Consider the following 24558-nt stretch of genomic DNA (forward strand, 5'->3'; position numbering starts at 1 on the left):
TCAGAACCGCGTGCCGACCGTGAAGCGGAAGAACTCGCGGTCGTCGCTGTCGTCATAGGCCAGCGGGTAGGCGAAGTTGAACCGCAGCGGGCCGAAGGCGCTGTCGATATAGAGCGCGGCGCCGACCGAGGCGCGCAGCGACATCGAATCGTCGATGGTCACCGGCGGGCGCTTGCCGCGGTCGGGGAAGGTGGTCTCGTCCAGTCCGAACAGCGTGCCGACGTCGGCGAAGACGCCGCCGTAGACGCCGAACTCCTCCGGCAGGCCGATCGGGAAGCTGAGGTCCGAGCGCAGCACCGCGTAGTAGTTGCCGCCCAGCGAGTCGTCGCGGGTGTAGTTGAACCGCCGCGGCGGCACGAAGGGCTTGCCGGTGGTCGGGTCGATCCGCGCGAAGGTGGTGGACGAATCGTCCCTCGGGCCGATGCCCGCGGTGCCGAAGCCGCGGAAGCTGTCGCCGCCCAGGAAGAACCGGTCGGTCACCCGCACGCCGTCGCCGGCCGAGAAGATCGCGCCGGCCTCGGCCTCGACGGAGGCGACCAGCTCGTCGTCGAAGAAGCCCTGGTAGGCCTTGGCCCGCGCCACCGTGCGGCTGAACACGGTCGAGCTGCCCATGGCGGTGACGTCCTCGCTCAGCTCCACGATGAAGCCGCCGGCGGGCTCCACGGGATCGTCGCGCTTGTCCAGCGTCCAGGTGGCGCCGACGCCCATGTAGAACTCGTCGCCCTCGTCCGCGACGATGGCCGGCGAGGCGAAGCGCTGCACGTCGCGGATCTCGTCCTGGGACAGGCGGATGCGGGTCTGCAGCCGCTGGTCCTCGCCCACCGGAAACTCGAGGTAGGGCAGGAACTGCAGCCGGGTTTCCTTGAACGAGGAGTAGTCGGTGCGGTCATCGCGCAGCCAGCCGATGTCGAAACCGCCCGTGAGGTCGCGGTCGAGCAGGCGCGGCTCCTCGAACACCAGGCGGACCTGCTGGGTCTCGCCGGAGATCGAGACCGAGGCCGACACGTACTGCCCGCGGCCGAGGAAGTTGCGCTCCGACACCGTGAGATCGCCGATCGGGCCGTCCGCCGAGGAGAAGCCGACGCCGAAGGAGATCGATCCGGTCAGCCGCTCCTCGACCGAGGTCTTGATGACCGCGCGGTCGTCGGCCGAGCCGCGCTCGGGGCGCACGTCGACCGTCTCGAAGAAGCCCAGCTCGCGCAGGCGGGCGCGGGCCTGCTGGACCTCCTGGGCGTTGTAGGCGTCGCCCTCGGCCATGTTGAACTCGCGCCGGATGACGCGGTCGAGCGTGCGGGTGTTGCCCTCGATGTCGATGCGCTCGACATAGACGCGCGGGCCTTCGGCCACCTCCAGCGTCACGCCGATGACGCGGTTCTCGGGGTCGGTGTCGGCGCGCGGGCGCACGTCCACGAAGGCGTAGCCCTGCTGGCCGAGCTGGAAGATCAGATTCTCGATCGCCTCGTCGACGTCCGAAATCGAGTAGATCTCCCCCGGCTCCATCGGGAAGATCGCGGTGAAGCTTTCGGGGTCGACGCCGGGGATGCGGATGTCGAGGCCGAGGTCGCCGAAGGTGTACTGCTCGCCTTCCTCCACCGTGAAGGTGATCAGGAAGTCCTCGCGGTCGGCCGCGAGCTCGGCGGTGGCCGACAGCACTTGGAAGTCGGCGTAGCCGTAGTCGAGGTAGTAGCGGCGCAGCAGCTCCTTGTCATACTCCAGCCGGTCCGGATCGTAGGTGCCGGTGGAGAAGATCCAGGCCAGCAGGCCGTTCTCGCGAGTCTGGATGGCGCCGCGCAGGCGGCTGTCGGAGAACTCGCGGTTGCCCACGAAGTCGATCGAGCGGATGCCGGTCGGCTCGCCCTCGTCGATCTCGAACACGAGGTCGACGCGGTTGTTCTCCCGCTCGATGATCACCGGCTCGACGGTGGCGCCGTAGCGGCCGGCGCGGCGGTAGAGGTCGAGCAGGGTCTGCGCGTCGCGATCGGCGGTGGCGCGCGAGAAGGCCGCGCGCGAGGCCGAGGTGACCGAGCCCATCAGCACGTCGTCGTCGAGCTCGTCGTTGCCCTCGAAGGTGACGAGGTTGATGTAGGGCGCCTCGCGCACCTGCACGAGCAGGCCGTCGGCCATCGGCGAGATGGTCACGTCCTGGAACAGGCCGGTGTCGAGCAGGCGGCGCAGGGATTCGTTGATCTGCGCGGCGGTCGCAGGCTCGCCGATCTGGACGGTCATGTAGGCCTGGATGGTCGAGTCGTCGACGCGCTGGGCGCCCTCGACCAGGATCCGCTGCACGTTCGAGACCACCGGCGCGTCCTGGGCCGCGGCCGGGGCTGCGGCCAGCAGGGCCAGCGCCGAGGCCGAGGCGGCCAGCGCCCCGGGGACGGCGGCAGGCAGGGCTGCGGCCAGCGTCGCGGCCAGCGCCTGCGCCCGCAGGGCAGGCGCCGGGTCGCGCAGGCGTCCGCAGGAAGTGCGTCCGCCGCGCCGCGCCGTCGTGGTCCGCTGTGCCGCCATGTCGATGCTCTCCGCCTCGTTCCGGCCCGGCCCGACCGTTCTGGTGGAGGGGTCCGGGTGGAACCCCTTTAGATCGGATTCTAGGGCGGGGTCAAAGGCGTCGCTGCAGCGCATCGACGTTGCCGCGCCGGGCGCCGCCACGGCGCCGCGCCCGGGGCGCGCCGGAGGGCCCGCGATCCGCCCGCCGTCTTCCCGTCCGGCCCCCGCTCCGCGCCGGCGCAGGCGGGCGCCGCGGTCACAGTCCCCGGGCGTGCAGGAAGTCGTCGATCGCCTGCCAGACAGGGCCGCCGACGGGGCCGTCGGGGTCCTCCATCAGCGTCTCGTGGCGGCCCTGATTGATCTCGACGAGGGTGACCTGCCCCCCTTGGCTCCCCCCGTGGCGCGCGGCGTGGGCGTGGATCGGGGCGGGGTCGACCACCGTCTCGTCCGAGCCCAGCAGAACCAGCCGCGGGACCTCGGGCCCGGGCGCGCGGGCGAGCGCCGCGGTCTCGGCGAAGGCCGCGTCCACCCAGCCGAAGGTCGGCGAGGCCAGCGTCAGCTCGGGGTGCGCCTGCGCCTGGGCGACGAACCGGTCCCAGAATCCGCGGTCGGTGGTCAGCACGTTGCCCTCGAAGCCCGCGTCGAGGACATAGGTCGACTCGGGCGGACCCGGCCGCGCCGCCCGCCGGGCGCCGCCCATCCGGGTGGCGACATGCACGACGGGCCGCGCGAAGGCCGCCGTGCCGCCCAGCCTGAGCCCCCACATCGGCGCCGAGAAGATCGCCGCCGCGGGGCGCGTCGCCTCGGCCGAGAGCGCCCCGTCGACCAGCGCGCGCAGGCCGATGCAGCCGCCCATCGAGTGGCACAGCAGCACCCGCGGCCCGGTGTGCGCGGCGACCTCGGCCCAGCCCAGCAGGGCCCGGATGTCGGCCTGGAACTCGGCGAAGCGCCCGACATGGCCGAGCCGCGGCGTCGCGCGGTCCGAAAGACCCTGGCCCCGCCAGTCCAGCGAGGCGACGTCGAAGCCCCGCGCCCGCAGCCGGGCGATCACGGGGGCGTATTTCTCGAGATACTCGGTGCGGCCCGGGAACAGCAGCGCCAGCCCCCGCGCGGCCCCGCCGCCGCCCCCGGCGCCGGGCGCGCGCCACAGCGCGGCGCGCAGCCGGGGCGCGCCGCCCGGCCCCCGGGGGACGCGCAGCCAGACGCAGGCGTCCGGCGCCGGGGGGCCGGCGGCCTCGCCATGCCAGGGCGCGGGGCCCTCGACCACGGTCGGCTCGACCTTCGACGGCGACTTGGCCTGCGCGCCCCGGGCCATGGCTCAGGCCAGCAGCGAGCTGAGCGCCATCGCCTTGGACATGTCCCCGTCCACCTTCAGACGCCCGGACATGAAGGCCGAAGTCGGGCTGAGGTCGCCAGAGACCAGCCCGCGGAAGGTGTCCTCGTCGGCCGAGATCGTGCAGTCGGCCTCGGAATCGTCCTGGGTGACCTTGTCGCCCTCGACCCGCAGGGCGCCGACGCCCTCGATGTCGAACTTGATCGAGCCGTCGATCGACTGGCCGTTCAGGCGGTTCTGCAGCTCTTCCGCAGCGGCGGCGATGGTCTCGCTCATCAGGTGTTCCCCCTTCGGGTGTCCATTCGGGTTGCCAGGTCGGTCGCCGCGCGATCACGTCACGGCGAGGATGTCCGTTTAGGGGGCGCCCTCGCCCCTCCCGCGCTTCGCATTTCGCACGCGGGCGGCTACACTGTCATGCATGACGCACAGGTCAAACCGTTCCCTTGCGGCCCCCCGCGCGCTGGCCTCGGCCCTCGTGCTGGGCGCCGTCGCGTCCACGGTCCCCTGGGGCCCGTGGGGCGCCCCGCAGCTTGCCGCCCAGCCGCTGGAGGAGGTCGTGCCCGCGCCCGGGTCGCGCCCCGAGCCGCAGCAGGCCCCGGCCCGCCCCCCCGATTCGCCCGCGACAGCGTCCGGGAGCGAGGAGGAGGCCGCGCGCCCCGACCTCTCGACCGTCGAGGGACGCCGCGCGCGCCTCGACCAGCTCTTCGCCCAGCTGCCGGAGGCGGACGAGGCCCAGGCCGCAAAGATCCAGTCCGAGATCCAGCGCCTGTGGGCGCGGTCGGACAGCGACACCATGGACCTGATCCTGCTGCGCGGCCGCAACGCGCTCGAGCGGCAGGAGCTGGTCAAGGCGCTGCACCACTTCACCGCCGCCACCGACCACGCCCCCGACTTCGCCGAGGCCTGGAACCTGCGCGCCACCGCCTTCTTCATGCATGGCGAGCTGGGCATGGCCCTGTCGGACATCGAGCATGTGCTGGCGCTCGAGCCGCGCCATTTCGGCGCGCTCTCGGGCCTGGGCGTGATCCTCGAGCAGCTGGGCCGCGAGGCCGACGCCCTGGCCGCCTTCCGCGAGGCGCAGCGGATCAATCCGCACCTCGAGAACGTCGATGAGGCGATCGAGCGTCTTGCCCATGAGGTCGACGGACGCAATATCTGAAGCGCCGGCCCCAGCCTCCCGCCGGCCCCGATCCGCCCCCCCCGTGCCGGGATCTCGCCCAGCGCCGGACGACCTCGCCCCTTGACGCGCGGCCTCCGCCGCGCCGAACGTCCCCCGGACGACATGCGAAACCGCCGCCGGCCCTGGCTTTCAGGGGCCGACGCGCCCCCCCCCGGAGACCCGACGCGTGCTCGACGCCTCCGCCTCGACCCCACGCACCGCCCATCCGCGCGACGGGACGGTGACCGCGGTCCTCGGCCCCACCAACACCGGCAAGACCCACTATGCGATCGAGCGGATGCTGGCGCATCGCACCGGCGTCATGGGCCTGCCGCTGCGCCTGCTGGCGCGCGAGGTCTACGACCGGATCGTGGCGCTCCGCGGCCCCTCGGTCGTAGCCCTGGTGACCGGCGAGGAGAAGATCGCCCCGCCCCGCGCCCAGTACTGGGTGTGCACGGTCGAGGCGATGCCGACCGAGATCGGCGCCGATTTCCTTGCGGTCGACGAGATCCAGCTCTGCGCCGACCCAGAGCGGGGGCACGTCTTCACCGACCGGTTGCTGAACGCCCGCGGCCTGCACGAGACGCTGTTCCTGGGGTCCGATTCCATGCGCGGCGCCATCGCGGCGCTGATCCCGCGGGCGCGGTTCATGAAGCGGGACCGGTTCTCGAGCCTGACCTACAGCGGCGGCAAGAAGCTCAGCCGGATGCCCGCGCGCTCGGTCGTGGTCAGCTTCTCGGTGGACAGCGTCTATGCCATCGCCGAGCTGATGCGCCGCCAGAAGGGCGGGGTGGCGGTGGTGATGGGCGCGCTGAGCCCGCGCACCCGCAACGCGCAGGTCGAGCTTTATCAGAACGGCGACGTCGAGCATCTGGTGGCCACCGACGCCATCGGCATGGGGCTGAACCTCGACGTCAACCACGTCTACTTCTCGGCCACGCGCAAGTTCGACGGCCGCGGCTTCCGGGAGCTTCGCCCCAACGAACTCGCCCAGATCGCCGGCCGGGCCGGGCGCTACAAGACCGACGGCGCCTTCGGGGTGACGGGCGAGGCCGAGGCGCTGGACGCCGAGGTGATCGAGGCGATCGAGGAGCACCGCTTCGCCCCCGTGCGCCGGCTGATGTGGCGCAACACGCGCCTGGCCTTCGGCTCGGTCGACGCGCTGATCGGCAGCCTCGAGGCGCCGCCGAGCGAGCCCGGATTGATGAAGGCGCGCGAGGCCGACGACCTCCTGACGCTGAAAGCGCTGGCCGAGGAGCCCGAGATTCGCGACATGGCCCGCGACGGCCCCGCGGTGCGCCGGTTGTGGGAGACCTGCCAGATCCCGGATTTCCGCAAGGTGTCGGAACGGGAGCACGCGACGCTGGTGTCGCGGATTTACCGGTTCCTCCGCTCGGAGCGCGGCGTTATACCCTCCGACTGGATGGCCGGCCGGATCCGCATGGTGGACCGGACCGACGGGGACATCGACGCGCTTTCGAAGCGGCTCGCGTTCATCCGCACCTGGACCTATGTGGCGCAGCGGCGCGACTGGGTGGAGGCGCCGGAGGAATGGCGGGCCAACGCGCGCGAAGTCGAGGACCGGCTGTCCGATGCGCTGCACGCGGCGCTGACCAAACGATTCGTCGACCGCCGCACATCCGTGCTGATGCGGCGGTTGAAGCAGAAGGAGAGGCTGGTGGCCGAGGTGAACGAACAGGGTGAGGTGACGGCGGAGGGCCATGTGCTGGGCCGTCTCGACGGCTTCCGGTTCACGCCCGACCCCTCGGCGGAGGGGGATGAGCTCAAGACCCTGCGCGCCGCCTCGACCCAGGCGCTGCAGACCGAGTTCTCGCGCCGGGCGGACCGCTTCTACAACGCGCCCGACACCGAGATCGACGTGACCGAGCAGGGCGGCCTGATGTGGGGCGAGCTTGCGGTGGGCCGCCTGAGCAAGGGCGCCGACCACCTGAGCCCCTCGGTCGTGCCCTTCGTGGACGAGATCGCGGGCGAGGACGCGCGCCAGAAGGTCGAGCGTCGGCTGACCCACTGGATCAACCGCCGCACCGCCGCGCTGTTCGAGCCGCTGGTGAAGATGCGCGACGACGAGACCATGCAGGGGCTGGCGCGCGGCGTCGCCTACCAGCTGGTCGAGTCGCTGGGGGTGATTCCGCGCTCGCAGATCGCCAAGGACGTGAAGGAGCTGGACCAGGACGGCCGCTCCCTGCTGCGCAAGCACGGGGTGCGCTTCGGCCAGCACACGATCTTCATGCCCGCGCTGCTCAAGCCCGCGCCGACGCGGCTGCGGCTGGTTCTGTGGGGGCTGTGGGACGAGCTCGAGGACATTCCCTCGCCGCCGCCTCCGGGGCTGGTGACGATCCCGGTGCAGAACGCGCCCGCCGGCTTCTGGCCGCGGGCGGGCTATCGCCTGGCCGGCGAGCGGGCGATCCGCATCGACATGCTCGAGCGGCTGGCGGACATGATCCGCAACCAGGACCAGCGCGGCGGCTTCGAGGCGACGGCGGACATGCTGTCGATCACCGGCTGCACGCTGGAGCAGTTCGCCGACCTGATGCAGGGCCTGGGCTACAAGGCCGACAAGGGCGAGCGTCCCAAGCCCGCCGCGGTCCCCGACGCCAAGCCCGCGACCGCTTCGGAGGCGGCCGCGACGACGGACGCGCCGGTCGCCGACGCGGCGCCCGCGGCCGAATCCGGCGATGCGCCGGTGGCGGACGCCGCCTCGCCCGAGGCCGCGCCCGAAGCGACGGCCGAGGCGCCGGAGACGCCCGTGGAGGCGCCCGCGACCGAGACGCCGTCCGAGGACGCGCCGGCCGCAGAGGCGCCCTCGGTCGAGGCGCAGGACGAGGAGGCCCCGGCCGCCGAAGCGCCCTCGGCGGAGACGCCTGCCGCGGAAGCGCCGGCCGAGGAGGCCCCCGCGGCCGAGACGGCGCCCGAGACGGCGGAGGCCCCCGCGGACGCCGCAGAGGCGCCTGCCGAGACCGCGGAAGCTGCGGCCGACACGCCCGAGACGGACGCCGAGCCCGCGGAGGCCTCGGCCGATGCGCCGGCCGACGGCGAGGCCGAGCTGCAGACCTACTACGTCTTCACCTGGGCGCCGCGTCCGCGCGGCGGCGGCGGTCCGCGTGGGCCGCGACGCCAGGGCGGCGGCGACCGGCAGGGGCAAGGCCAGGGTCCGGGCCAGAGCCAGGGCGGCGGTCCCCGCCAGGCCCGCGGCGACGGCGAGGCCAAGGGCGGCGGCCGCGGCAAGGGCGGCGGCGGCAAAGGCGGCGGCGGACGTGGCCGCGACGGCGACGACAAGCCCCGCGGCAAGGGTCCCAAGGGCAAGGGCGCCCCGCGCGAGGAACGCCCGCGGGAGTTCCAGGCCGGCCCGCCGCGCGATCGCCGCCGCAACGAGGTCGATCCCGACAACCCGTTTGCGGCGCTGATGGCGCTGAAGAACCGGGACGGATGACGGCGGCGCCGGCGGATCTCTCCGACAGCGACGGGGGCGGCGCGCCGCCCCCGCAGTCGGCGGGCTCGGCCGGACTGCGGCTCGACAAATGGCTGTGGCACGCGCGATTCGCGAAGTCGCGCGGGCTGGCCGCCAAGCTGATCACCGAGAAGGGCGTGCGGGTGAACGGAACCCGCGCCGCCAAACCCTCGGCGGCCGTGCGGCCCGGCGATGTGCTGACCTTCGTGCTGGGCGTGCACGTGCGCGTGATCCGGGTGCAGGCGCTGGGAACCCGCCGCGGCCCCGCCCCCGAGGCGCAGACGCTCTATGACGATCTCGATCCGCCGGCGGCCCGCGCCGCCGCGCCGGACCCCGAAACGCCCGCCCCCGCCGCCGCGCGCGAACGTGGCGCCGGGCGACCGACCAAGGCGCAGCGACGCGCCCTCGATCGCCTGCGCGATCCCGAGGGCTGAGCGCCGCGCGCGCCGCCGAGCTTTCCCAGCGCTGCCTGCTGCAATGCGGCGCCCGGCTATTTGGCGCCCGCGAAATGTTCAATCCGGCATTTCACCGGGGCGCCTTGCACCTTCGGGAATCGCGGTCTAACAGGGTCGCGAACCGGACCGGAGAGAGACCGCCGATGACCTACGTCGTGACCGACAACTGCATCCGCTGCAAATACACGGATTGCGTGGAGGTCTGCCCCGTGGATTGCTTCTACGAGGGCGAGAACATGCTCGTCATCCATCCGGACGAGTGCATCGACTGCGGCGTCTGCGAACCCGAGTGTCCGGCCGAGGCCATCAAGCCGGACACCGAGCCGGAGATGGAGACCTGGGTCGAGTTCAACCGGAAGTTCTCGGAAGCCTGGCCGAACATCACCACCCGGCGCGACCCGCCCGAAGACGCCGAGAAGTTCGACGGCGAGGGCGACAAGCTGGAGAAGTACTTCTCCGAGGCCCCCGGCGAGGGCGACTGATCCGGCTCCCCGAGCCGCCGCCAAGGCCCTCGGGGCAGGCATGACTGCGCGATTTCCAGGCGCCCATGACGCGAGCATGGGCGGCGCCTCTGGGAATCGGGCCGTTTCCATGCTATATAACGTTCACAAACGACACGGGATCGCCCGCGCGTGCCGGCCCGACGACGGGCCGCGAGCACTCTAGGCTTCAGCGTGACGACAGGCCCGAAGCGCCGCTCCATCCGGGACGGCGCCCCGGGTCGTCGTTTCCGCGGGAGCTCTGCGCGTCGCCCAAGAACAAGGATGGCCAAGGCTGATGACCAAGACCGGCGCGAAGAAATCGGAGTTCCGGCCCAACGATTACGTGGTCTACCCTGCGCACGGCGTCGGGCGGATCCTGCGGATCGAGGAGCAGGAGGTCGCCGGCATGAGGCTCGAGCTGTTCGTGATCTCGTTCGACAAGGACAAGATGACGCTGCGGGTGCCCACCGCCAAGGCGACCTCGGTCGGCATGCGCTCGCTGTCCTCGCCCGACATCATCGAGCAGGCGCTCAAGACCCTCAAGGGCCGCGCCCGCGTGAAGCGCGCCATGTGGTCCCGTCGCGCCCAGGAGTACGAGCAGAAGATCAACTCCGGCGATCTGATCTCGATCGCCGAGGTGGTCCGCGACCTGCACCGCGCCGACGACCAGCCCGAGCAGTCCTACTCCGAGCGTCAGCTCTACGAGGCCGCGCTCGAGCGTCTGACCCGTGAGCTCGCCGCCGTGGAGCGGATCGACGAGGATGCCGCCGCGGTGCGCATCGACCAGATGCTGGTGGCCCGCGCCGCCTGACCCGCCGGGGCCCCGGCCCCGCGACCGCGCGCCCAGACCCCACGCCCCGCCCTTCCCGGCGGGGCGTGTCGCGTTCCGGGCTGTGCGGATGGCCAGGTTCCGACACCTGGCAGCGCCTGAAACGAGAGGACAAGGATGAAACGCGACAAGGATTTCCGGCAGGACCGCGGCGCCTGGTTCGCCCGCGTGGACGGGTTCGAGGCCAAGCTCGGCGTGCACACCACCGACCGCTTCGACCCCAGGCGCAAGGCGGTGCGCCTGTTCTCGGACGACCCCGAGGACGACGCCGCGCTGCGCGAGCGCCAGATCGAGAGCGCCCGCGCCGAGGGCGCCATCGCCCTGCGCGACTACGACGCCCGCGCCAACTCAGTCGGCCGCAAGGTCGGCGTCTTCACGGGCGAGGTGCGCGAGGTCGAGGGCCACCCCTGGTTCTTCCTCCAGCGCCGGCTGACGGCCTGAGCGCCCCCGCGCCGGCTCAGCGGTCGTGCATTCCCTTGCCGGCGAGGATCCGCGGGGCGGCCTCTTCGATCCGCTTCAGCCGGGTCTCGGGGCGCTTCGCCCGCCCGACCTGAAGGATCCAGCCGCGCCGTCGTCCGGGCGTCAGGGCGGCGAAGGCCTCCGACAGGGCCGGGTCGATGTCGAGCCGGGCCTGCAGTTCCTCCGGGAGGTCAAGGTCGTCGGGCGGCAGGTCGACCTTCCGGCCGGCGCGCTCGTTCGCGGCCGCGGCCGCCACATGGTCGGCCAGCGCGGAGGCATGCGACTCGATCTCGGCGAGACTGCGGAACCGGGCCACGCGGCCCGAGCGTGTGGCCGGCCCCGGCGGCGCCAGCAGCCCCTGCGGGTCGCTCAGCAGCGCGCCCTTGAAGAACGAGAGGACGCAGGCGTCCTTCAGGCCCCAGACCGTCGCGACGTTGCCGCCATCGGCGACATAGACCGGGGCGCTCCACTTGAAGGTTTCCTCCAGCGGACCGGCGCGCAGGATCGCGCGAAGCGCCCGCAGCTCCGGCCGCCAGGGGCCGTCCGAGGCGAAGAAGGCTTCGATCCTGGGGTCAGGGTCCGGCATCGCGTCGATCCTTCGGCCCGCGCGGAAGCTCAGCCTTCCAGCGCCTTTCGTTTCACCTCTCGGCGCATGATCTTGCCGGTGGCCGTCATCGGCAGTTCGTCCACCACGTGCACCGCGCGGGGGGCGACATGGGGGCTGATCCGGGCGCGCACCCGGGCGGTGAGCTCGGCCGCGAGGTCCTCGCCAGCAGGTTCGCCGGGTTTCAGAACCACATAGGCGGTCACCGCCTCGGTGCGAACCGGGTCGGGCAGGCCGACCACTGCGGCCATGGCGACCTGCGGGTGACCGGTCAGGCAGTCCTCGATCTCGGAGGGGCCGATGCGGTAGCCCGAGGATGTGATCACATCGTCGGTGCGCGAGGCGAAAAAGAAGAAGCCGTCGGGCTCGCGCCGACCCTCGTCGCCGGTGCGCAGCCAGCGGGTCCCGTCAGGGCCGGTGACGAATTTCTCGGCCGTCTTCTCGGGGCGGTTCCAGTAGCCTAGGAACATCACCGGGTTGGGCGCGCGCACGGCGATCTCGCCGACCTCGCCGTCGGGCAGGACCGCGCCCTGCGCGTCGATCACCGCCACCTCGTAGCCCGGGGTCGCCTGGCCGGTGGAGCCGGGGCGCGGAGCGAAGACGGAAGCGCAGTTGCCCAGCACCAGGTTGCACTCGGTCTGGCCGTAGAACTCGTTGATCGTCAGCCCGAGGTTCTCGCGCCCCCATTCCAGCAGGCTCTCGCCGAGCGCCTCGCCGCCCGAGCCGACGGAGCGCAGCGAGAAGTCCCAACGCGCGCGAGGGCGGTCCACCTGGCGCATCAGCTTCAGGGCGGTGGGCGGGAAGAAGGCGTTGCGGACCTTGTGGCGGGCCAGCAGGTCGAAGGCGCGCTCGGGGTCGAACTTGGGCATGCGGTGGGCCAGCACCGGGATGCCGTGGAACAGCGAGGGCAGCATCGCGTCGCACAGCCCCCCCATCCACGCCCAGTCGGCGGGCGTCCAGAAGGCGTCGCCGGCCTGGGGGAGGAAGTCGTGATGCGTCTCGAACCCCGGCAGGTGGCCCAGCAGCACCCGATGGGCGTGCAGCGCGCCCTTTGGCGGGCCGGTGGTGCCGGAGGTGTAGCTGAGGAAGGCCGGATCCTCGGTGGTGGTCTCGGCATCGGCGAAGCTGTCGCGGCCCTTGGCGAGCTCCTGCCAAAAGCCCCAGGCGCCATGGGCGGGGCGGTCGACGCTCCACACCGTCTGCAACTCGCCCAGATCGTCGCGAATGGCGAGGATCTTGGGCAGGTTGGCCGCGTCCGTCACCACATGGGTGGCGCCCGAGTCGGCGAGTCTGAAGCGCAGGCCGTCCTCGCCGAACAGGGTGAACAGCGGCACCACCACCGCGCCGATCCGGTAGCAGGCGAGGTGGGTGAGCATCGCCTCCTGCGTCTGCGGCAGCAGCAGGCCGCAGCGATCGCCGCGCCTCAGCCCGCGGGCCGTGAAGGCGTTGGCGAGGCGGGCCGAGGCGCGGTCGAGCTCGGCATAGGTCCACTCCCGCCAGTCGCCGTCGTCGCGCAGGATCCGCAGGCCCACGCGGTCGGGGGCCCGCTTCGCCCACTTGCCGACGGTGGCGGCGTGGATGTTGAAGCGGGCCTCCGGGCGGACCGCCGCGTCGGGCCATTGGAAGGCCGCGCGGATCGCGCGCCAGTCGGCGCCGCGGGCCACGAGGCCGACGCCGGGCTCCGGCAGGGCGGTCACCGCGCGCGCCCTCAGGCGGCCGGCGCGGTGGCCGTGAAGGCCTCCACGTCCGCCGCCATGGCCGACATCGCCGCGAGCCGGGGGAACTTCCCTTCGACCAGGTAGGCGTTGGTCGCCTTGATGAAGTCATGGGCGATGACGAAGGCCACATCGGCCGCGTTGGGGCGGTCGCCGCCCAGCCAGCCCTCGGTCGGGGCCTTCGATTCCAGCACGCCGAGGGCGGCGGTGATCTGGCCCTCGAGCCGCTCGATCCACTCGGACCAGTGCAGTTCGGGCGGGCGGCGGTTCTTGTCGTAGACGAGGCTCACGCCCTTCTCGACGGTCGAGTTGGCGTAGGCCACGCCTTGGAGCACCTCGCGCCGGGCGGCGCCGGTGGCGGGGACGAGGCGCAGCGCCTCGGGAGCGGTGTCGTCGAGCCAGTCGGTGATCGCCGCGGTCTCGATCAGGGTGTCGCCGTCCTCGGTCACCAGGATGGGGACGCGGCCCAGCGGATTGATCTTCTTCAGTTCCTCGAAGTCCGGGCCGTTCACCATCAGGGGGCGGCTCTCATACGCGCGGTTCTGAAGCTGGCACCAGATCGCCACCCGGCGCGCGAAGGGCGAGAGCATCCGCCCGTAGAGAATCAGCGACATTGAAGCCTCCCATTTTCGGTCGCCGGACCATTGCGCCGCATCCGTGCGGCTGCAAGGGCCGGATTCCGCTGGCGCGAACAGGCGGCGCATCCGCGCGGCTGCACGCCTGTTCCGATACGGCGCGCTCGCCTTGAGGGGCGACGCGGGGACTCGCGCCGCGCGGGCTGCCATGCTTCCCTGCCGGGAAACCGGGAGGAGGACCAGATGAGCATTGCCCCGCGCACCCATCTCGCCACCCACGAGGTCTTCAACCAGCCGCTCCCGCGCGAGCGGCTCGACCTCTGGACCGCCGACGCCCCGCTGCAGGCCGCGATCGCGGCGGCGGCGCCAGGGGATGCGGCGCGGCTGGCCGCGTTCGCGGGCGACATCGGCTCTGCGCAGGCGCTGGAGGACGCCGAGCGCGCCCAGCGCTCGAAGCCCGAGCTGGTGGTCTTCGACCGCGGCGGCCGGCGGCTGGACGAGGTGCGCTTCCACCCCGGCTATCACGCGATGATGACGCGCGGGGCCGAGGCGGGATACTTCGCCCGCCCCTGGGCCGAGGGCGCCGCGCCGGGGGGCCACGCCGCCCACGCCGCCATGGTCTACCTGCTGAGCCAGGTCGAGCCCGGCGTCTGCTGCCCTCTGACCATGACCTACGCCGCCGTGCCCGCGCTGGCCGCGGGCTCGCCCGAACTGGCGGCGAGCTGGGGCGCCCGCGCCCGGGTTGCGGCCTATGACGGCGACTCGCGGCCGGGGCTGGAGAAGCCCGCGGTCACCATCGGCATGGCGATGACCGAGAAGCAGGGCGGCTCGGACGTGCGGGCCAACACCACGCGGGCCGAGCCGGACGGCGGCGACTTCCGCCTGTGGGGGCACAAGTGGTTCTGCTCGGCCCCGATGTCGGACGCCTTCCTGACGCTGGCCTGCCTGCCCGAGGCGCAGGGCGGCGGGCTGACCTGCTTCCTGGTCCCGCGCTGGACCAACGACGGCCAGCGCAACCCGATCCAGCTTCAGCGCCTGAAGGACAAGCTCGGCAACCACGCCAACGCCTCCTCGGAGATCGAGTACCACGGCGCCTGGGCGCAGATCGTGGGAGAGCCCGGCCGCGGCGTGAACGCCATCATCGAGATGGTCCACCACACCCGCCTGGACGCGGCCACCGCCCCGGTGGGCTTCATGCGCCGCGCGCTGGACGAGGCCGCCTGGTGGACCCGCAACCGCACCGCCTTCCAGCGCCGCCTCGCCGATCAGCCGCTGATGGAGGCGGTGCTGGGCGACCTGGCGCTGGACTGGATCGGCTCGCTGGCCCTCGTGATGCGGGTCTCGCGCGCCTTCGACGGGACCGGCCCGCAGGACCGCGCCTTCGCCCGGCTGGCCGTCGCCATCGCCAAGTACTGGACCAACAAGCGCTGCGTGGGCGTGGTCTACGAGGCGATGGAGTGCCTGGGCGGCGTCGGCTACGTCGAGGAGGCGCCCCTGGCGATGCTGTATCGCGAGGCGCCGCTGAACTCGATCTGGGAGGGGTCGGGCAACGTCATCTGCCTCGACGTCCTGCGCACCCTGGGCCGGGCCCCGGAGGCGGCCGAGGCGCTGAAGGCCGAGCTGACCGCCCGCCGGGGCGAGGACTCCCGCTACGACGCCGCGCTGACGGAGGTGGCGGCGGCGCTGGAGCGCCCCTCGGAGGCGAAGGCCCGCTGGCTGGTCGAGCGGCTGGCCCTGCTGATCCAGGCCTCCGAGCTGATGGCCATGGGCGACCCTGCGGCCGAGGCGTTCCTGGCCACCCGGCTCGCCGGCAACTGGGGGCGGACCGCCGGAACCTTGCCCGAGGGGATCGACGCCGGCGCCCTGGCCGCCCGGATCTGAGCGGCCCCCGCCGTCGCGGGCGGCGCCTTGTTTCGGACCGTCTTCGCCGCGGATCCCGGTCGAGCCTCGCCCGGCCGACCGGACGCCGCCCTTTGGCGCTGGTTTGAGGCCCCTGCAGGCCGCCTGTCGCCATGAAACCGAATATGTAGTTTAAAATCAGTCAATTGGCGCCTTCCGCAGGGCGCCGACGGTTTCCATCCGGCGAAACGATCAAGGCAGGCCCTGCGCGGTTTCCGCGCAGGCTCCGCCGCGGAAGGCCACGATCTGTAAGGCTGAATCCGCTCTCGGCGCCCTCGCCCGCAAATTGCCTTACACGCGGCGAAAGCGGAGTCATTTCAGGGACTCCATGGACGGCGGCCCGGGTCGCTCCAACCTCTCCCTCACGATACGACGACGGCCGCCGCGCTGCCCTGCGAGAGGGCGCGGACCGGAGATGAGCCGTCGGTTGGCAACGGAGGAGAAGCGATATGATGCGGCTCGTCACCACCACCGCCCTGGCCCTGGCTCTGGCCGCCCCCGGCTATGCCGTGCTGGCCCAGGAGACCAAGACCGACGCGACCCCTGACGCGACCGCCGGCTCCGCCGCCGCGGGCGGGGTCTACATGGCCAAGGCCGAGAAGACCGACGTGTTCGGCTCGGACTTCATCGGCAAGGAAGTCTACGTGAAGCAGTCCGCCGGCGCCGAGGCGCAGGGCGAGGCCGCCGAGGAGATGTCCGAGGCCCGCACCGAGGCGAACGCCGAGATGGCCGACGCCAAGGAAGAGGCCACCGACGAGATGGCCGACGCCAAGGACGAGGGCGCGGAAGAGCAGGCCGAAGCCCGGCAGGAAGCCTCCCAGGAGATGGCCGACGCGAAGGCTGACGCCCAGGAGGATCTCGCCGAGGGCAAGGAAGAGGCCTCCGACGAGATGGCCGACGCTGACGACGGCCCCGAGTGGGACTCGATCGGCGAGGTGTCCGACGTCGTGATGACCCGCGACGGCGACGTCAAGGCCGTGCTGGTCGATGTGGGCGGCTTCCTCGGGATGGGCGCCAAGACCGTGGCGATCACCATGGAGGAGCTGGCCTGGGAGACCGAGGAGGGCGACGACGAGCCGTTCCTCGTGCTGAAGTCCGACCGCGCCGCGCTGGAGAACGCGCCCGAGTTCGAGCGCAATCCTGACGCCGGCATGGACCGGGCCGCCGCGACCTCGACGCAGGCCGCCTCCGGGACGATGGCCACGGGCGCCGCGACCGGCGCCGGCGCCACGGGGGCTCTGCCCTCCGCCGAGCAGGCGACTCCGTCGACCGATCGGGCGATGACCGAGGCCGACGACGCGGCCGACGAGACCGAGCAGGCGATCGACGAGGCCGCGAGCGACACCGCCGAGGTGGCCGAGAACGCCGCCGAGGAGGTCGAGGAGACGACCGAGCAGGCCGGCGAGGCGATCGACGAGGCCGCCACCGACACGGCCCAGGCGACCGACCAAGCGACCGACAAGATGGCCGCCGGGACCGACGCGCAGACCAACCAGGCTGCGGCCCCCGAGGGCGCTGCCGGGAAGCTGACCAAGATGGACGCGGCCGGTTACCGCGAGGTTGAGGCCGCCGGCCTGACCGCCGAGACCGTCTCCGGCGCCACGGTCTACGACATGGGCAACGAGGACATCGGCGAGGTTGTCGACCTGGTGCTCAGCGACGATGGCGCGATGGACGAGGCGATCATCGACGTGGGCGGCTTCCTGGGGCTCGGCGAGCACCGCGTGGCGGTCCGGATGAGCGACCTGAAGATCATGCAGGCCGACGACGATCCCGACGACGTCCGTGTCTACGTCGCCAGCACCAAGGAAGAGCTGGAAGAGATGCCCGAGGTCGAGATCGACGGGTAACTGTCCCTCCAGACCCGCAGAACTCGAGGAAGGGGCCGCCGAAAGGCGGCCCCTTCTGCGTGTGCGGGGCGCCTGGCTGGCTCGAGGCTGGCCGCCACGTCCGGCCGCAAGGACAAAGCGCCCCTGTCCCGCTCCCGCGCGGCGCCTGACCCCCAGCGACCGCTGTCGCGGCCTCGTCCGCCGCGGCGAAGCGGACCGGCGCCGGGCCCGCCGGCGAGATGGGCGCCGTCTCCTGGGCCCCTGCGCCCGGCGCTTCTGACCGACTTCTCTGACAGGCTTCGGTCGGGTTTGCGTCGACGGCGGCGCGGGCCGGCCCTATCGTGGGGGCGGGCGAGGCGTGGGGAGACACCGGAGGACGGCGCATGCGCCAGGCTCTCCCGCTTGTCGCGGCCGCCGCTGCGGTCCTGACCGCGCTCGCCGGCTGCGCGGCGAATTTCGGCGAGGATGCGCTGGAGGCGGGCAGCGTCGAGCATCGCGTCTCGCGCCTGCCGCCCGGCCTCGCGCTGGCCTGCCTGCGCGAGGATCTCGACCGCGGCCCGGTCCCGCCCTCCCGCGAAAGCCGAGGCGAGGGCGAGCGGGTTCTGGTCGGCGTGCTGGCGATGGATCCCCGGGTCTGGCTCTATCGCGTGACCGTCTCTCCGGCGCCCGGCGGCGGCGCCCGCATCGAGGCCGAGGCCGCCGACCCCGGCTACCCCATGAGCGACTGGTGGCAGGGCGAACTGCACCTGTTCACCCAGGAGCGCATCGCCGCTCGCCTCGCCCGGGCCGCCGCCGCCTGCGCCGGCTGAAAGCAGGAGGCGCCCGCCGACGTCCTGGCGGCGGACAGCCGCCGCAAACGCGCCCGCAGCGGGGGCGGATGCCGCAACGCGGGCCCGGGCGCGCCCCGTCCGCAGACCAGCGCCGCCGGGGAGGCAGCGCCCCCGACACCCCCGAAACGCGCGTCGCCTAGGTCCCGCATGACCGCGTGTCCGGGCGATCCCTGCACCGCCGGGATCCGTGCGCGGCAAGCATCCCGGGCGCTCTGCGCCTGCCACCGGGCGCGACCGGTAGGCGGCGCGCCGTGGCCGGCAAGGGCGCGGGCCGGGCGCAGGCCCTGGCAATGCGCCGCGGGCCGGACGGTCGGGCCGGGCGCTTCAGTCGACGCGGCGCTTCCGGTCGCGATGCGGCGGGCCCTGCGGAGGGGGCGCGCGCATGACAAAGGGGCCGCGGCTTGCGCCGCGGCCCCCGGTCTGTCCCTCGCGATCTGTGTCGCGTGCCCGGGGAGGCGAACCTCCCCGGAAGGGGATCACATCATGCCGCCCATGCCGCCCATGTCGGGCATGCCGCCGCCCTGGCCCTTCGGCTCGGGCTTGTCGGCGACCATCGCCTCGGTGGTGATCAGCAGGGCCGCGACCGACGCCGCATCCTCGAGCGCGGTGCGGACGACCTTCGCAGGGTCGATCACGCCGAACTTGAACATGTCGCCGTACTCTTCGGTCTGGGCGTTGAAGCCGAAGTTCCGGTCCTCGGACTCCAGCACCTTGCCCGCGACCACGGCGCCGTCGATGCCGGCGTTGGTGGCGATCTGACGGATCGGGGCCTGCAGCGCGCGACGCACGATGGCGATGCCCGCGGTCTGGTCGGCGTTGTCGCCGGTCAGACCCTCGAGCGCCTTGGACGCCCACAGCAGCGACACGCCGCCGCCGGGAACCACGCCCTCCTGAACCGCGGCGCGGGTCGCGTTGAGCGCGTCGTCGACGCGGTCCTTGCGCTCCTTCACCTCGATCTCGGTGGCGCCGCCGACGCGGATCACCGCGACGCCGCCGGCCAGCTTCGCGAGACGCTCCTGGAGCTTCTCACGGTCGTAGTCGGAGGTGGTCTCCTCGACCTGCGTGCGGATCTGGGCGACGCGCGCCTCGATCTCGGACTTGTCGCCCGCGCCGTCGACGATGGTGGTCTCGTCCTTGGTGATGCGGATCTTCTTGGCGGTGCCGAGCATGTCGATGCCGACATTCTCGAGCTTCATGCCCAGATCCTCGGAGATCACCTGGCCGCCGGTCAGGATCGCGATGTCCTGCAGCATGGCCTTGCGGCGGTCGCCGAAGCCCGGCGCCTTCACCGCGGCGATCTTCAGGCCGCCGCGCAGCTTGTTGACCACCAGGGTCGCCAGGGCCTCGCCCTCGACGTCCTCGGCGATGATCAGCAGGGGCTTGCCCGACTGGATCACGGTCTCGAGCAGGGGGACCATCGGTTGCAGCGACGACAGCTTCTTCTCGTGCAGGAGGATGTAGCAGTCCTCCAGCTCGGCGATCATCTTGTCGGGGTTGGTGATGAAGTAGGGCGAGAGGTAGCCGCGGTCGAACTGCATGCCCTCCACGACTTCGGTCTCCGTCTCGAGGCCCTTGTTCTCCTCGACGGTGATCACGCCCTCGTTGCCGACCTTCTGCATCGCGTCGGCGATCTGCCGGCCGATCTCGGTCTCGCCGTTGGCGGAGATCGAGCCGACCTGCGCCACCTCGGCGGTGTCGTTGACGGGACGCGACGCCGACTTGATCGACTCGACGGCCGTCGCGACGGCCTTGTCGATGCCGCGCTTCAGATCCATCGGGTTCATGCCGGCGGCAACCGACTTCAGGCCTTCCTTGATGATGGCCTGGGCGAGAACGGTCGCGGTGGTGGTGCCGTCGCCGGCCTCATCGTTGGTGCGGGAGGCGACCTCCTTCACCATCTGCGCGCCCATGTTCTCGAACTTGTCCTCGAGCTCGATCTCCTTGGCGACGGTGACGCCGTCCTTGGTGATGCGCGGCGCGCCGAACGACTTGTCGAGAACGACGTTGCGGCCTTTGGGGCCGAGGGTCACCTTCACCGCGTCGGCGAGGATGTTGACGCCGCGCAGCATGCGGTCGCGGGCGTCGGTGTTGAAGCGGACGTCTTTGGCCATCTGTCGTTGGCTCCTGTCAGAACTTCAGCGTGTAGGGTTCAGGCCGGGCGCGAAAGCGCTCAGGCGGCCTTCGCGGCGGCGTCGTCGCCGAGGATGCCGAGGATGTCGGATTCCTTCATGATCAGAAGGTCCTTGCCGTCGAGCTTGACCTCGGTGCCCGACCACTTGCCGAACAGGACGCGGTCGCCGGCTTTCACGGCGGGGGCGATCAGCTCGCCATTGTCTTTGCGCGCGCCCTCGCCCACGGCGATGATCTCGCCTTCCTGGGGCTTCTCCTTGGCGGCGTCGGGAATGATCAGACCGCCGGCGGTCTTCTCATCGCCTTCGATACGACGAACCAGCACGCGATCGTGCAGCGGGGTGAAGTTCATGACGTGGCTCCCTTGCAATGTGGCTTCCACGATGCTCCGAACGGTGGGCCTGGACCCGTCTCACCGAGACCGGGACCGGCTGTTAGCACTCGGAGCGGGGGAGTGCTAACGAGCGCGGAGTTAGGAGATCGGCGCCATGCTGTCAAGATTCGCGAAACGCATTGCCGCGGCCTTCGAGGTCGGGACCGCGCCGATGGAGCGCTCCGCGAGGGGCGCCGCCCGGCTCGCGTTCCCGGGGGAGGTGGCCGTCGGGTCCTCGGGGCGCAAGGCGAAGGCGGCCGGGCGTCTCGCCGCAGGGACCGTGTCGCTGCTCCTGGGGGCGTCGGGCGCGCTTCTGGGGGCCGGGGCTGCGGCGGCCGACTGCGGGGGCGGGCGCGACCTGCTGGCCGAGCTCGCCCGGGCCGATCCGCAGGCGCATGACGGGATCATGGCGGCCGCGGCGGCCGAGCCCAACGCCGAGGGGGTGTTCTGGACCGTGCGGCGGCCGGGGGGCGCGACCTCCTGGCTGATGGGCAGCTACCACGTCCCGCATCCGATGATCGACCCGGCCCCGCCCGGCGCGGTGGCCGCACTGGGCGCGGCGCGGGTGATGCTGATGGAGATGTCGCCCGAGGAGATGGGCCGCATGGGCCGGCTGATGGCCGAGGATCCCACGCTCGTCGCCAATCTCGAGCGCCCGCCGCTGGACCAGGCCCTGGGCGCCGAGGACTTCCAGGCGGTGGCCGGGGCCATGCAGGCGCTCGGCGTCCCGCCCGAGCGCACCGCCGTCATGCGCCCCTGGATCGTGCACCTGTCGCTGGCCACCCCGCCCTGCGCGATGTCCGCGCTGGCCGACGGCGCGGGCACGATGGACGCGGGCCTGGCCGCCCGCGCCGCCGCGCTGGGCCTCGAGGTGAAGGGCATGGAAACCTGGGAGACGCTGCTCCCGGTGCTGCAGAAGGACGAGTGGAGCGCCGAGTCCCTCGACTCCCTGGTCCTCTCGGCGCGCGAGGCGGACGCCGGGCGCGACATGCAGTCGACCTCCGCCCGGCTTTACCGCGAGGAGCGGGTCTGGCCGATCTGGACCTACGGCCTGTGGCGGGCCGAGCAGTCAGGCCGCGACGCCGGCGCCGCGGAGCTGCGGGCCGAGCTGTTCGACGCCCGCAACCGCCGCTTTGTCGAGGCGGCCCTGCCGGAGCTGGAGCGCGGCGGCGCCTTCGTGCTCGCCGGCGCCCTGCACCTGGGCGGCGAGCAGGGGATGGTCCGCCTGCTGCGCGAGCGCGGCTTCACGGTGGAGCGCGCGCCTCTGCGCTGAGCCCTCCCCCCTGCGCCGAGCCCTCCCGCGGCGCCGCCATCGGTCGACCGCGCCGGGGCGCAGCGGGGGCGCAGCGGGGGCGGGCCCCGATCCGCGCCCGCCCAGCGTCAGGCTTTCAGGTCATCGCGCCGATCATCGTGCAGGCGGTGCAGATCGCCAGGAGCGGCAGGATCAGGCCCGGCCACCAGTCGGGCGTGCCGCCCGCGCGGGCCAGCGAGACGTCGGCCGCGAAGACCGCCACGAAGGCCGGCGCCTCGATCCACAGCATCGCGCGTCCGCCGATCCCCAGCGCCAGGAAGCCCACCAGCGCGGGCACCACGCCGACGCCGAGCGTCCACCAGGTCGCGCCCTCGCCCAGGCCCGCGCCGGCGAAGCCCCAGCGGCAGCCGCCGTGGAAGGCCAGCAGCATCGCCCCCCAGGCGCCCATCAGGTAGCGGGCGCGGTCGGCCGTTCCGATCTCGGTGGTCAGGGCGATCAGCAGCAGGGCCACGAAGGGCGCCACCGCGACCACGCCCACGGTCAGCGCGGGAAGGGGGGCCTGGAGCGGCCGGAAGGACAGCTCGGAACTCGGCATCTGGGACGCTCTCTCGAAGGGGGCACGCAGCGACCGGGCCAAGCAAACCAGCCTTGCGCTCCGCTGACAAGCGCCGCGCCCGCCCGCCCGGGGCCCGTCCCGCCCGCTCCCGGCGCCCGTTCCGCCTTCCGCCCGGCGCCCGTTCCGGCGCTGGCGCCCGCCCCCGCGGCGCCTTGCCGGTTGCCACGGCGGGCGTCGCGGGGCAGGGGTCGGGGCGACCCCCGACGCGCCCGCGGGCGCAGGCTGCCGGAGCCCTCGCCATGACCCCGATCCTCGGCTCGCTGTCCGATCTCGACGGCCGCTACGACGTCCTTTTCTGCGACCTGTGGGGCTGCCTGCACGACGGACGCCGCGTCTATCCCGCCGCCGTCGAGGCGCTGCGCCGGTTCCGCGCCGGCGGCGGCCTGGTGATCCTGATGACCAACGCGCCGCGGCCCGCCGTCTCGGTCGAGCGGCATCTCGAGCGGCTGGGCTGTCCGCCCGACGTGCGCGACGGGGTGGTCAGTTCGGGCGACGCGGCGGTGGCCTCGGTCAACGCCGGCGACTGGGGACGGCGGGTGTTCCACATCGGCGCCGCAAAGGACGAGGCCTTCTTCGAGGCCGCGCAGGTCGAGCGGGTGGGCCTCGACGAGGCCGAGTCGGTGCTGGTCACCGGCCTGGTCGACGACCTGACCGAGACCCCAGACGACTACGCCGAGATTCTGGCCGCCGCCCGCGCCCGCGGCCTGCGGATGCTCTCGGCCAACCCCGACGTGCATGTCGACGTGGGCGAGCGCCGGATCTGGTGCGCCGGCGGCATCGCGGCCGCCTACGAGGCCCTGGGCGGCGAGACCGCCAGCTACGGCAAGCCCCACCCGCCGATCTACGCGCTGGGGCGGGCGATGGTCGAAGCGCGGCTCGGGCGGCCGGTATCCGATGATCGGGTGCTGTGCGTGGGCGACGGCATTCACACCGATGTCGCCGGCGGCGTGGCGCAGGGCCTGGACACGTTGTTCGTCACCGGCGGGCTCGCCGCCCCGCAAATGGGCGCAGACGTTGAACATCCTGAGGCCGAGCGGCTGGAGTCCTACCTTGCCGCGCACGCGCTGACCCCGACCGCGGCCATCGGCCGCCTGCGTTGAAGTCGGCGAAGCTGTTCATATTCAAGGTGATTTTGGAGCGGCGCTTCTCTGCTGCAATGCGGCATGCTAGATCTTCAGTCGACGAGGGGCCCACACCGCCACACCGGAGTTCGACATGAATATCGCCAGGACCGCCCTTGCCGCCGTCGCCGCCGCGGCGTTCGCGACGACGTTCGGCCTCTCCCCGGCTCTCGCCGGCCCCGAGGTCTCCGCGCCGAGCGACCTGCAGGATCCGCGCGCCGTGCAGTCCGCGGGCGTCGCGCAGCAGACCGCGGCGGGCCAGGCGCCGATCTTCGGCCTGCCGTCGGTCGTGCCGGCGGTTGCGGCCGTTGCGGCCACGTTCGGCCTCGCCATCGCGGCCAGCAATAGCGGCGGCGACAACGCGACGAGCACGCCGTCGACCCCCAACTGATCGACGCCGGTCGGGCCGGGGATCTTCGGGTCTCCGGCGAGGCGTAAGGGATTTGTTCACGCTCTGCCGGTATTCGGCGGGGGTGGGAGGCATCTTCGGGGCGGGGGACGACTTCTGACAGGAGCGTTCCATGCGAACCATGCTCATCGCCCTTTGCATCCAGGGGCTGGCCCTCGGTCCGGCCCTTGCGGATGCCGCGTCCCCTGCGCCCTCGCCTCAGGCGGCCTCCCTTCCGGCGGCGCTGGATCAGACGCCTGAGCCCAAGGGCGTGTCCCGACAGCTCGCGCAGGCCCCGGTGGTCGGCGTCCCGCTCCTCGTGGTGGGCGGCGCGGTGGCCGCGGTGACCGTCGTCGCGGTGACCGTGGCGGCGAGCAAGGACGACAACAAGTCGACGAACTCGACGACCTCGACCAAGTAGGCCGCAGCGGCGAAGTCGATCCGCTGCGAAGCGGCAGAGGCGGCGCAAGCCGCCTCACCCTGGCTGGCGGCGCAAGCCGCCTCACCTTGGCCGAGGGGGCCGCGGGGGCGATTCGGGCCTGCCCCGAGGCGCCCC

22 protein-coding genes are annotated in these 24558 nt (G+C 72.5%); 13 read left to right on the forward strand and 9 right to left on the reverse strand.

Annotated features, from left to right (window positions below; genetic code table 11):
• The 3 genes from bamA to AAC134_RS02085 all read right to left on the reverse strand — a co-directional run bounded on the left by bamA (nt 1) and on the right by AAC134_RS02085 (nt 4093).
• A complete protein-coding gene (gene bamA / locus AAC134_RS02075; RefSeq protein ID WP_339947374.1) occupies nt 1–2505 on the reverse strand; it encodes an outer membrane protein assembly factor BamA in 2505 nt (834 codons plus the stop codon).
• 235 nt (nt 2506–2740) lie between these two features.
• Nucleotides 2741–3799, reverse strand: coding sequence for an alpha/beta hydrolase (locus AAC134_RS02080; RefSeq protein ID WP_339947375.1), 1059 nt, complete (start codon nt 3797–3799; stop codon nt 2741–2743).
• Between the two features lie 3 nt (nt 3800–3802).
• Nucleotides 3803–4093, reverse strand: a complete 291-nt coding sequence (locus AAC134_RS02085) for an SCP2 sterol-binding domain-containing protein (protein WP_339947376.1) — start codon at nt 4091–4093, stop codon at nt 3803–3805.
• Nucleotides 4094–4235: 142 nt separating this feature from the next.
• Here AAC134_RS02085 and AAC134_RS02090 point away from each other — a divergent pair, with 142 nt between their 5' ends.
• The 6 genes from AAC134_RS02090 to AAC134_RS02115 all read left to right on the forward strand — a co-directional run bounded on the left by AAC134_RS02090 (nt 4236) and on the right by AAC134_RS02115 (nt 10652).
• Nucleotides 4236–4976, forward strand: coding sequence for a tetratricopeptide repeat protein (locus tag AAC134_RS02090; RefSeq protein WP_339947377.1), 741 nt, complete (start codon nt 4236–4238; stop codon nt 4974–4976).
• Between the two features lie 187 nt (nt 4977–5163).
• Nucleotides 5164–8427 (forward strand): helicase-related protein, encoded by a 3264-nt coding sequence (locus AAC134_RS02095; RefSeq protein ID WP_339947378.1) that lies wholly within the window; start codon nt 5164–5166, stop codon nt 8425–8427.
• Complete coding sequence (locus AAC134_RS02100; RefSeq protein ID WP_339947379.1) at nt 8424–8879, forward strand: RNA-binding S4 domain-containing protein; 456 nt, start codon at nt 8424–8426, stop codon at nt 8877–8879. The genes AAC134_RS02095 and AAC134_RS02100 overlap by 4 nt, the downstream gene beginning before the upstream one ends.
• 164 nt (nt 8880–9043) lie before the next feature.
• Entirely contained in the window at nt 9044–9382 is a 339-nt protein-coding gene (fdxA, locus tag AAC134_RS02105; protein WP_339947380.1) for a ferredoxin FdxA, read from the forward strand.
• Nucleotides 9383–9677: 295 nt separating this feature from the next.
• Nucleotides 9678–10193 (forward strand): CarD family transcriptional regulator, encoded by a 516-nt coding sequence (locus AAC134_RS02110; RefSeq protein ID WP_339947381.1) that lies wholly within the window; start codon nt 9678–9680, stop codon nt 10191–10193.
• A gap of 135 nt (nt 10194–10328) precedes the next feature.
• Nucleotides 10329–10652 (forward strand): hypothetical protein, encoded by a 324-nt coding sequence (locus AAC134_RS02115; protein ID WP_339947382.1) that lies wholly within the window; start codon nt 10329–10331, stop codon nt 10650–10652.
• Nucleotides 10653–10668: 16 nt separating this feature from the next.
• Here AAC134_RS02115 and AAC134_RS02120 read toward each other — a convergent pair whose 3' ends face one another.
• From AAC134_RS02120 to AAC134_RS02130, 3 genes are read right to left on the reverse strand one after another with little or no spacing between them, the layout of a single operon-like run.
• Complete coding sequence (locus AAC134_RS02120) at nt 10669–11256, reverse strand: YdeI/OmpD-associated family protein (protein WP_339947383.1); 588 nt, start codon at nt 11254–11256, stop codon at nt 10669–10671.
• 29 nt (nt 11257–11285) lie between these two features.
• Nucleotides 11286–12971 carry an AMP-binding protein gene (locus AAC134_RS02125; RefSeq protein ID WP_339947384.1) on the reverse strand — a complete coding sequence of 562 codons (1686 nt, stop codon included), beginning with the start codon at nt 12969–12971 and terminating at the stop codon, nt 11286–11288.
• An 11-nt stretch (nt 12972–12982) separates the two neighbouring features.
• The gene (locus AAC134_RS02130) at nt 12983–13603 is read right to left on the reverse strand and encodes a glutathione S-transferase family protein (RefSeq protein WP_339947385.1); all 621 of its coding nucleotides are present in this window, start codon (nt 13601–13603) and stop codon (nt 12983–12985) included.
• A gap of 204 nt (nt 13604–13807) precedes the next feature.
• Between AAC134_RS02130 and AAC134_RS02135 the strand changes: the two genes are divergently transcribed.
• From AAC134_RS02135 to AAC134_RS02145, 3 genes are all read left to right on the forward strand, one after another.
• Complete coding sequence (locus AAC134_RS02135) at nt 13808–15445, forward strand: acyl-CoA dehydrogenase family protein (protein WP_339947386.1); 1638 nt, start codon at nt 13808–13810, stop codon at nt 15443–15445.
• Nucleotides 15446–15912: 467 nt separating this feature from the next.
• Nucleotides 15913–17313, forward strand: coding sequence for a PRC-barrel domain-containing protein (locus AAC134_RS02140; protein ID WP_339947387.1), 1401 nt, complete (start codon nt 15913–15915; stop codon nt 17311–17313).
• 362 nt (nt 17314–17675) lie between these two features.
• Entirely contained in the window at nt 17676–18101 is a 426-nt protein-coding gene (locus AAC134_RS02145; protein WP_339947388.1) for a hypothetical protein, read from the forward strand.
• A gap of 497 nt (nt 18102–18598) precedes the next feature.
• Here the strand turns inward: AAC134_RS02145 and groL are convergent, their stop codons facing one another.
• Nucleotides 18599–20233 (reverse strand): chaperonin GroEL, encoded by a 1635-nt coding sequence (gene groL, locus AAC134_RS02150; RefSeq protein ID WP_339947389.1) that lies wholly within the window; start codon nt 20231–20233, stop codon nt 18599–18601.
• A 59-nt stretch (nt 20234–20292) separates the two neighbouring features.
• Entirely contained in the window at nt 20293–20604 is a 312-nt protein-coding gene (groES, locus tag AAC134_RS02155; RefSeq protein ID WP_339947390.1) for a co-chaperone GroES, read from the reverse strand.
• Between the two features lie 136 nt (nt 20605–20740).
• Here groES and AAC134_RS02160 point away from each other — a divergent pair, with 136 nt between their 5' ends.
• Nucleotides 20741–21898, forward strand: a complete 1158-nt coding sequence (locus tag AAC134_RS02160) for a TraB/GumN family protein (protein WP_339947391.1) — start codon at nt 20741–20743, stop codon at nt 21896–21898.
• Between the two features lie 115 nt (nt 21899–22013).
• Here AAC134_RS02160 and AAC134_RS02165 read toward each other — a convergent pair whose 3' ends face one another.
• Nucleotides 22014–22472, reverse strand: a complete 459-nt coding sequence (locus AAC134_RS02165; RefSeq protein WP_339947392.1) for a DUF3429 domain-containing protein — start codon at nt 22470–22472, stop codon at nt 22014–22016.
• Nucleotides 22473–22732: 260 nt separating this feature from the next.
• Here AAC134_RS02165 and AAC134_RS02170 point away from each other — a divergent pair, with 260 nt between their 5' ends.
• The 3 genes from AAC134_RS02170 to AAC134_RS02180 all read left to right on the forward strand — a co-directional run bounded on the left by AAC134_RS02170 (nt 22733) and on the right by AAC134_RS02180 (nt 24423).
• Nucleotides 22733–23593, forward strand: a complete 861-nt coding sequence (locus tag AAC134_RS02170; RefSeq protein WP_339947393.1) for a TIGR01459 family HAD-type hydrolase — start codon at nt 22733–22735, stop codon at nt 23591–23593.
• Nucleotides 23594–23708: 115 nt separating this feature from the next.
• Nucleotides 23709–24005: a hypothetical protein gene (locus AAC134_RS02175; protein WP_339947394.1), complete on the forward strand. Its 297-nt coding sequence runs from the start codon at nt 23709–23711 to the stop codon at nt 24003–24005.
• 130 nt (nt 24006–24135) lie between these two features.
• Nucleotides 24136–24423: a hypothetical protein gene (locus AAC134_RS02180; protein ID WP_339947395.1), complete on the forward strand. Its 288-nt coding sequence runs from the start codon at nt 24136–24138 to the stop codon at nt 24421–24423.
• The last annotated feature ends 135 nt before the right edge of the window (nt 24424–24558 follow it).

It is taken from the genome of uncultured Albimonas sp., assembly GCF_963977235.1.
Taxonomy (GTDB): Bacteria; Pseudomonadota; Alphaproteobacteria; order Rhodobacterales; family Rhodobacteraceae; genus Albimonas.

Excerpts from the sequence above, each read along its gene's own strand:
- bamA (WP_339947374.1), bottom strand. The coding sequence starts at position 2,505 with ATGGCGGCACAGCGGACCACGACGGCGCGGCGCGGCGGACGCACTTCC.
- AAC134_RS02080 (WP_339947375.1), bottom strand. The coding sequence starts at position 3,799 with ATGGCCCGGGGCGCGCAGGCCAAGTCGCCGTCGAAGGTCGAGCCGACC.
- AAC134_RS02085 (WP_339947376.1), bottom strand. The coding sequence starts at position 4,093 with ATGAGCGAGACCATCGCCGCCGCTGCGGAAGAGCTGCAGAACCGCCTG.
- AAC134_RS02090 (WP_339947377.1), top strand. The coding sequence starts at position 4,236 with ATGACGCACAGGTCAAACCGTTCCCTTGCGGCCCCCCGCGCGCTGGCC.
- AAC134_RS02100 (WP_339947379.1), top strand. The coding sequence starts at position 8,424 with ATGACGGCGGCGCCGGCGGATCTCTCCGACAGCGACGGGGGCGGCGCG.
- fdxA (WP_339947380.1), top strand. The coding sequence starts at position 9,044 with ATGACCTACGTCGTGACCGACAACTGCATCCGCTGCAAATACACGGAT.
- AAC134_RS02110 (WP_339947381.1), top strand. The coding sequence starts at position 9,678 with ATGACCAAGACCGGCGCGAAGAAATCGGAGTTCCGGCCCAACGATTAC.
- AAC134_RS02115 (WP_339947382.1), top strand. The coding sequence starts at position 10,329 with ATGAAACGCGACAAGGATTTCCGGCAGGACCGCGGCGCCTGGTTCGCC.
- AAC134_RS02120 (WP_339947383.1), bottom strand. The coding sequence starts at position 11,256 with ATGCCGGACCCTGACCCCAGGATCGAAGCCTTCTTCGCCTCGGACGGC.
- AAC134_RS02130 (WP_339947385.1), bottom strand. The coding sequence starts at position 13,603 with ATGTCGCTGATTCTCTACGGGCGGATGCTCTCGCCCTTCGCGCGCCGG.
- AAC134_RS02135 (WP_339947386.1), top strand. The coding sequence starts at position 13,808 with ATGAGCATTGCCCCGCGCACCCATCTCGCCACCCACGAGGTCTTCAAC.
- AAC134_RS02140 (WP_339947387.1), top strand. The coding sequence starts at position 15,913 with ATGATGCGGCTCGTCACCACCACCGCCCTGGCCCTGGCTCTGGCCGCC.
- AAC134_RS02145 (WP_339947388.1), top strand. The coding sequence starts at position 17,676 with ATGCGCCAGGCTCTCCCGCTTGTCGCGGCCGCCGCTGCGGTCCTGACC.
- groL (WP_339947389.1), bottom strand. The coding sequence starts at position 20,233 with ATGGCCAAAGACGTCCGCTTCAACACCGACGCCCGCGACCGCATGCTG.
- groES (WP_339947390.1), bottom strand. The coding sequence starts at position 20,604 with ATGAACTTCACCCCGCTGCACGATCGCGTGCTGGTTCGTCGTATCGAA.
- AAC134_RS02160 (WP_339947391.1), top strand. The coding sequence starts at position 20,741 with ATGCTGTCAAGATTCGCGAAACGCATTGCCGCGGCCTTCGAGGTCGGG.
- AAC134_RS02165 (WP_339947392.1), bottom strand. The coding sequence starts at position 22,472 with ATGCCGAGTTCCGAGCTGTCCTTCCGGCCGCTCCAGGCCCCCCTTCCC.
- AAC134_RS02170 (WP_339947393.1), top strand. The coding sequence starts at position 22,733 with ATGACCCCGATCCTCGGCTCGCTGTCCGATCTCGACGGCCGCTACGAC.
- AAC134_RS02175 (WP_339947394.1), top strand. The coding sequence starts at position 23,709 with ATGAATATCGCCAGGACCGCCCTTGCCGCCGTCGCCGCCGCGGCGTTC.
- AAC134_RS02180 (WP_339947395.1), top strand. The coding sequence starts at position 24,136 with ATGCGAACCATGCTCATCGCCCTTTGCATCCAGGGGCTGGCCCTCGGT.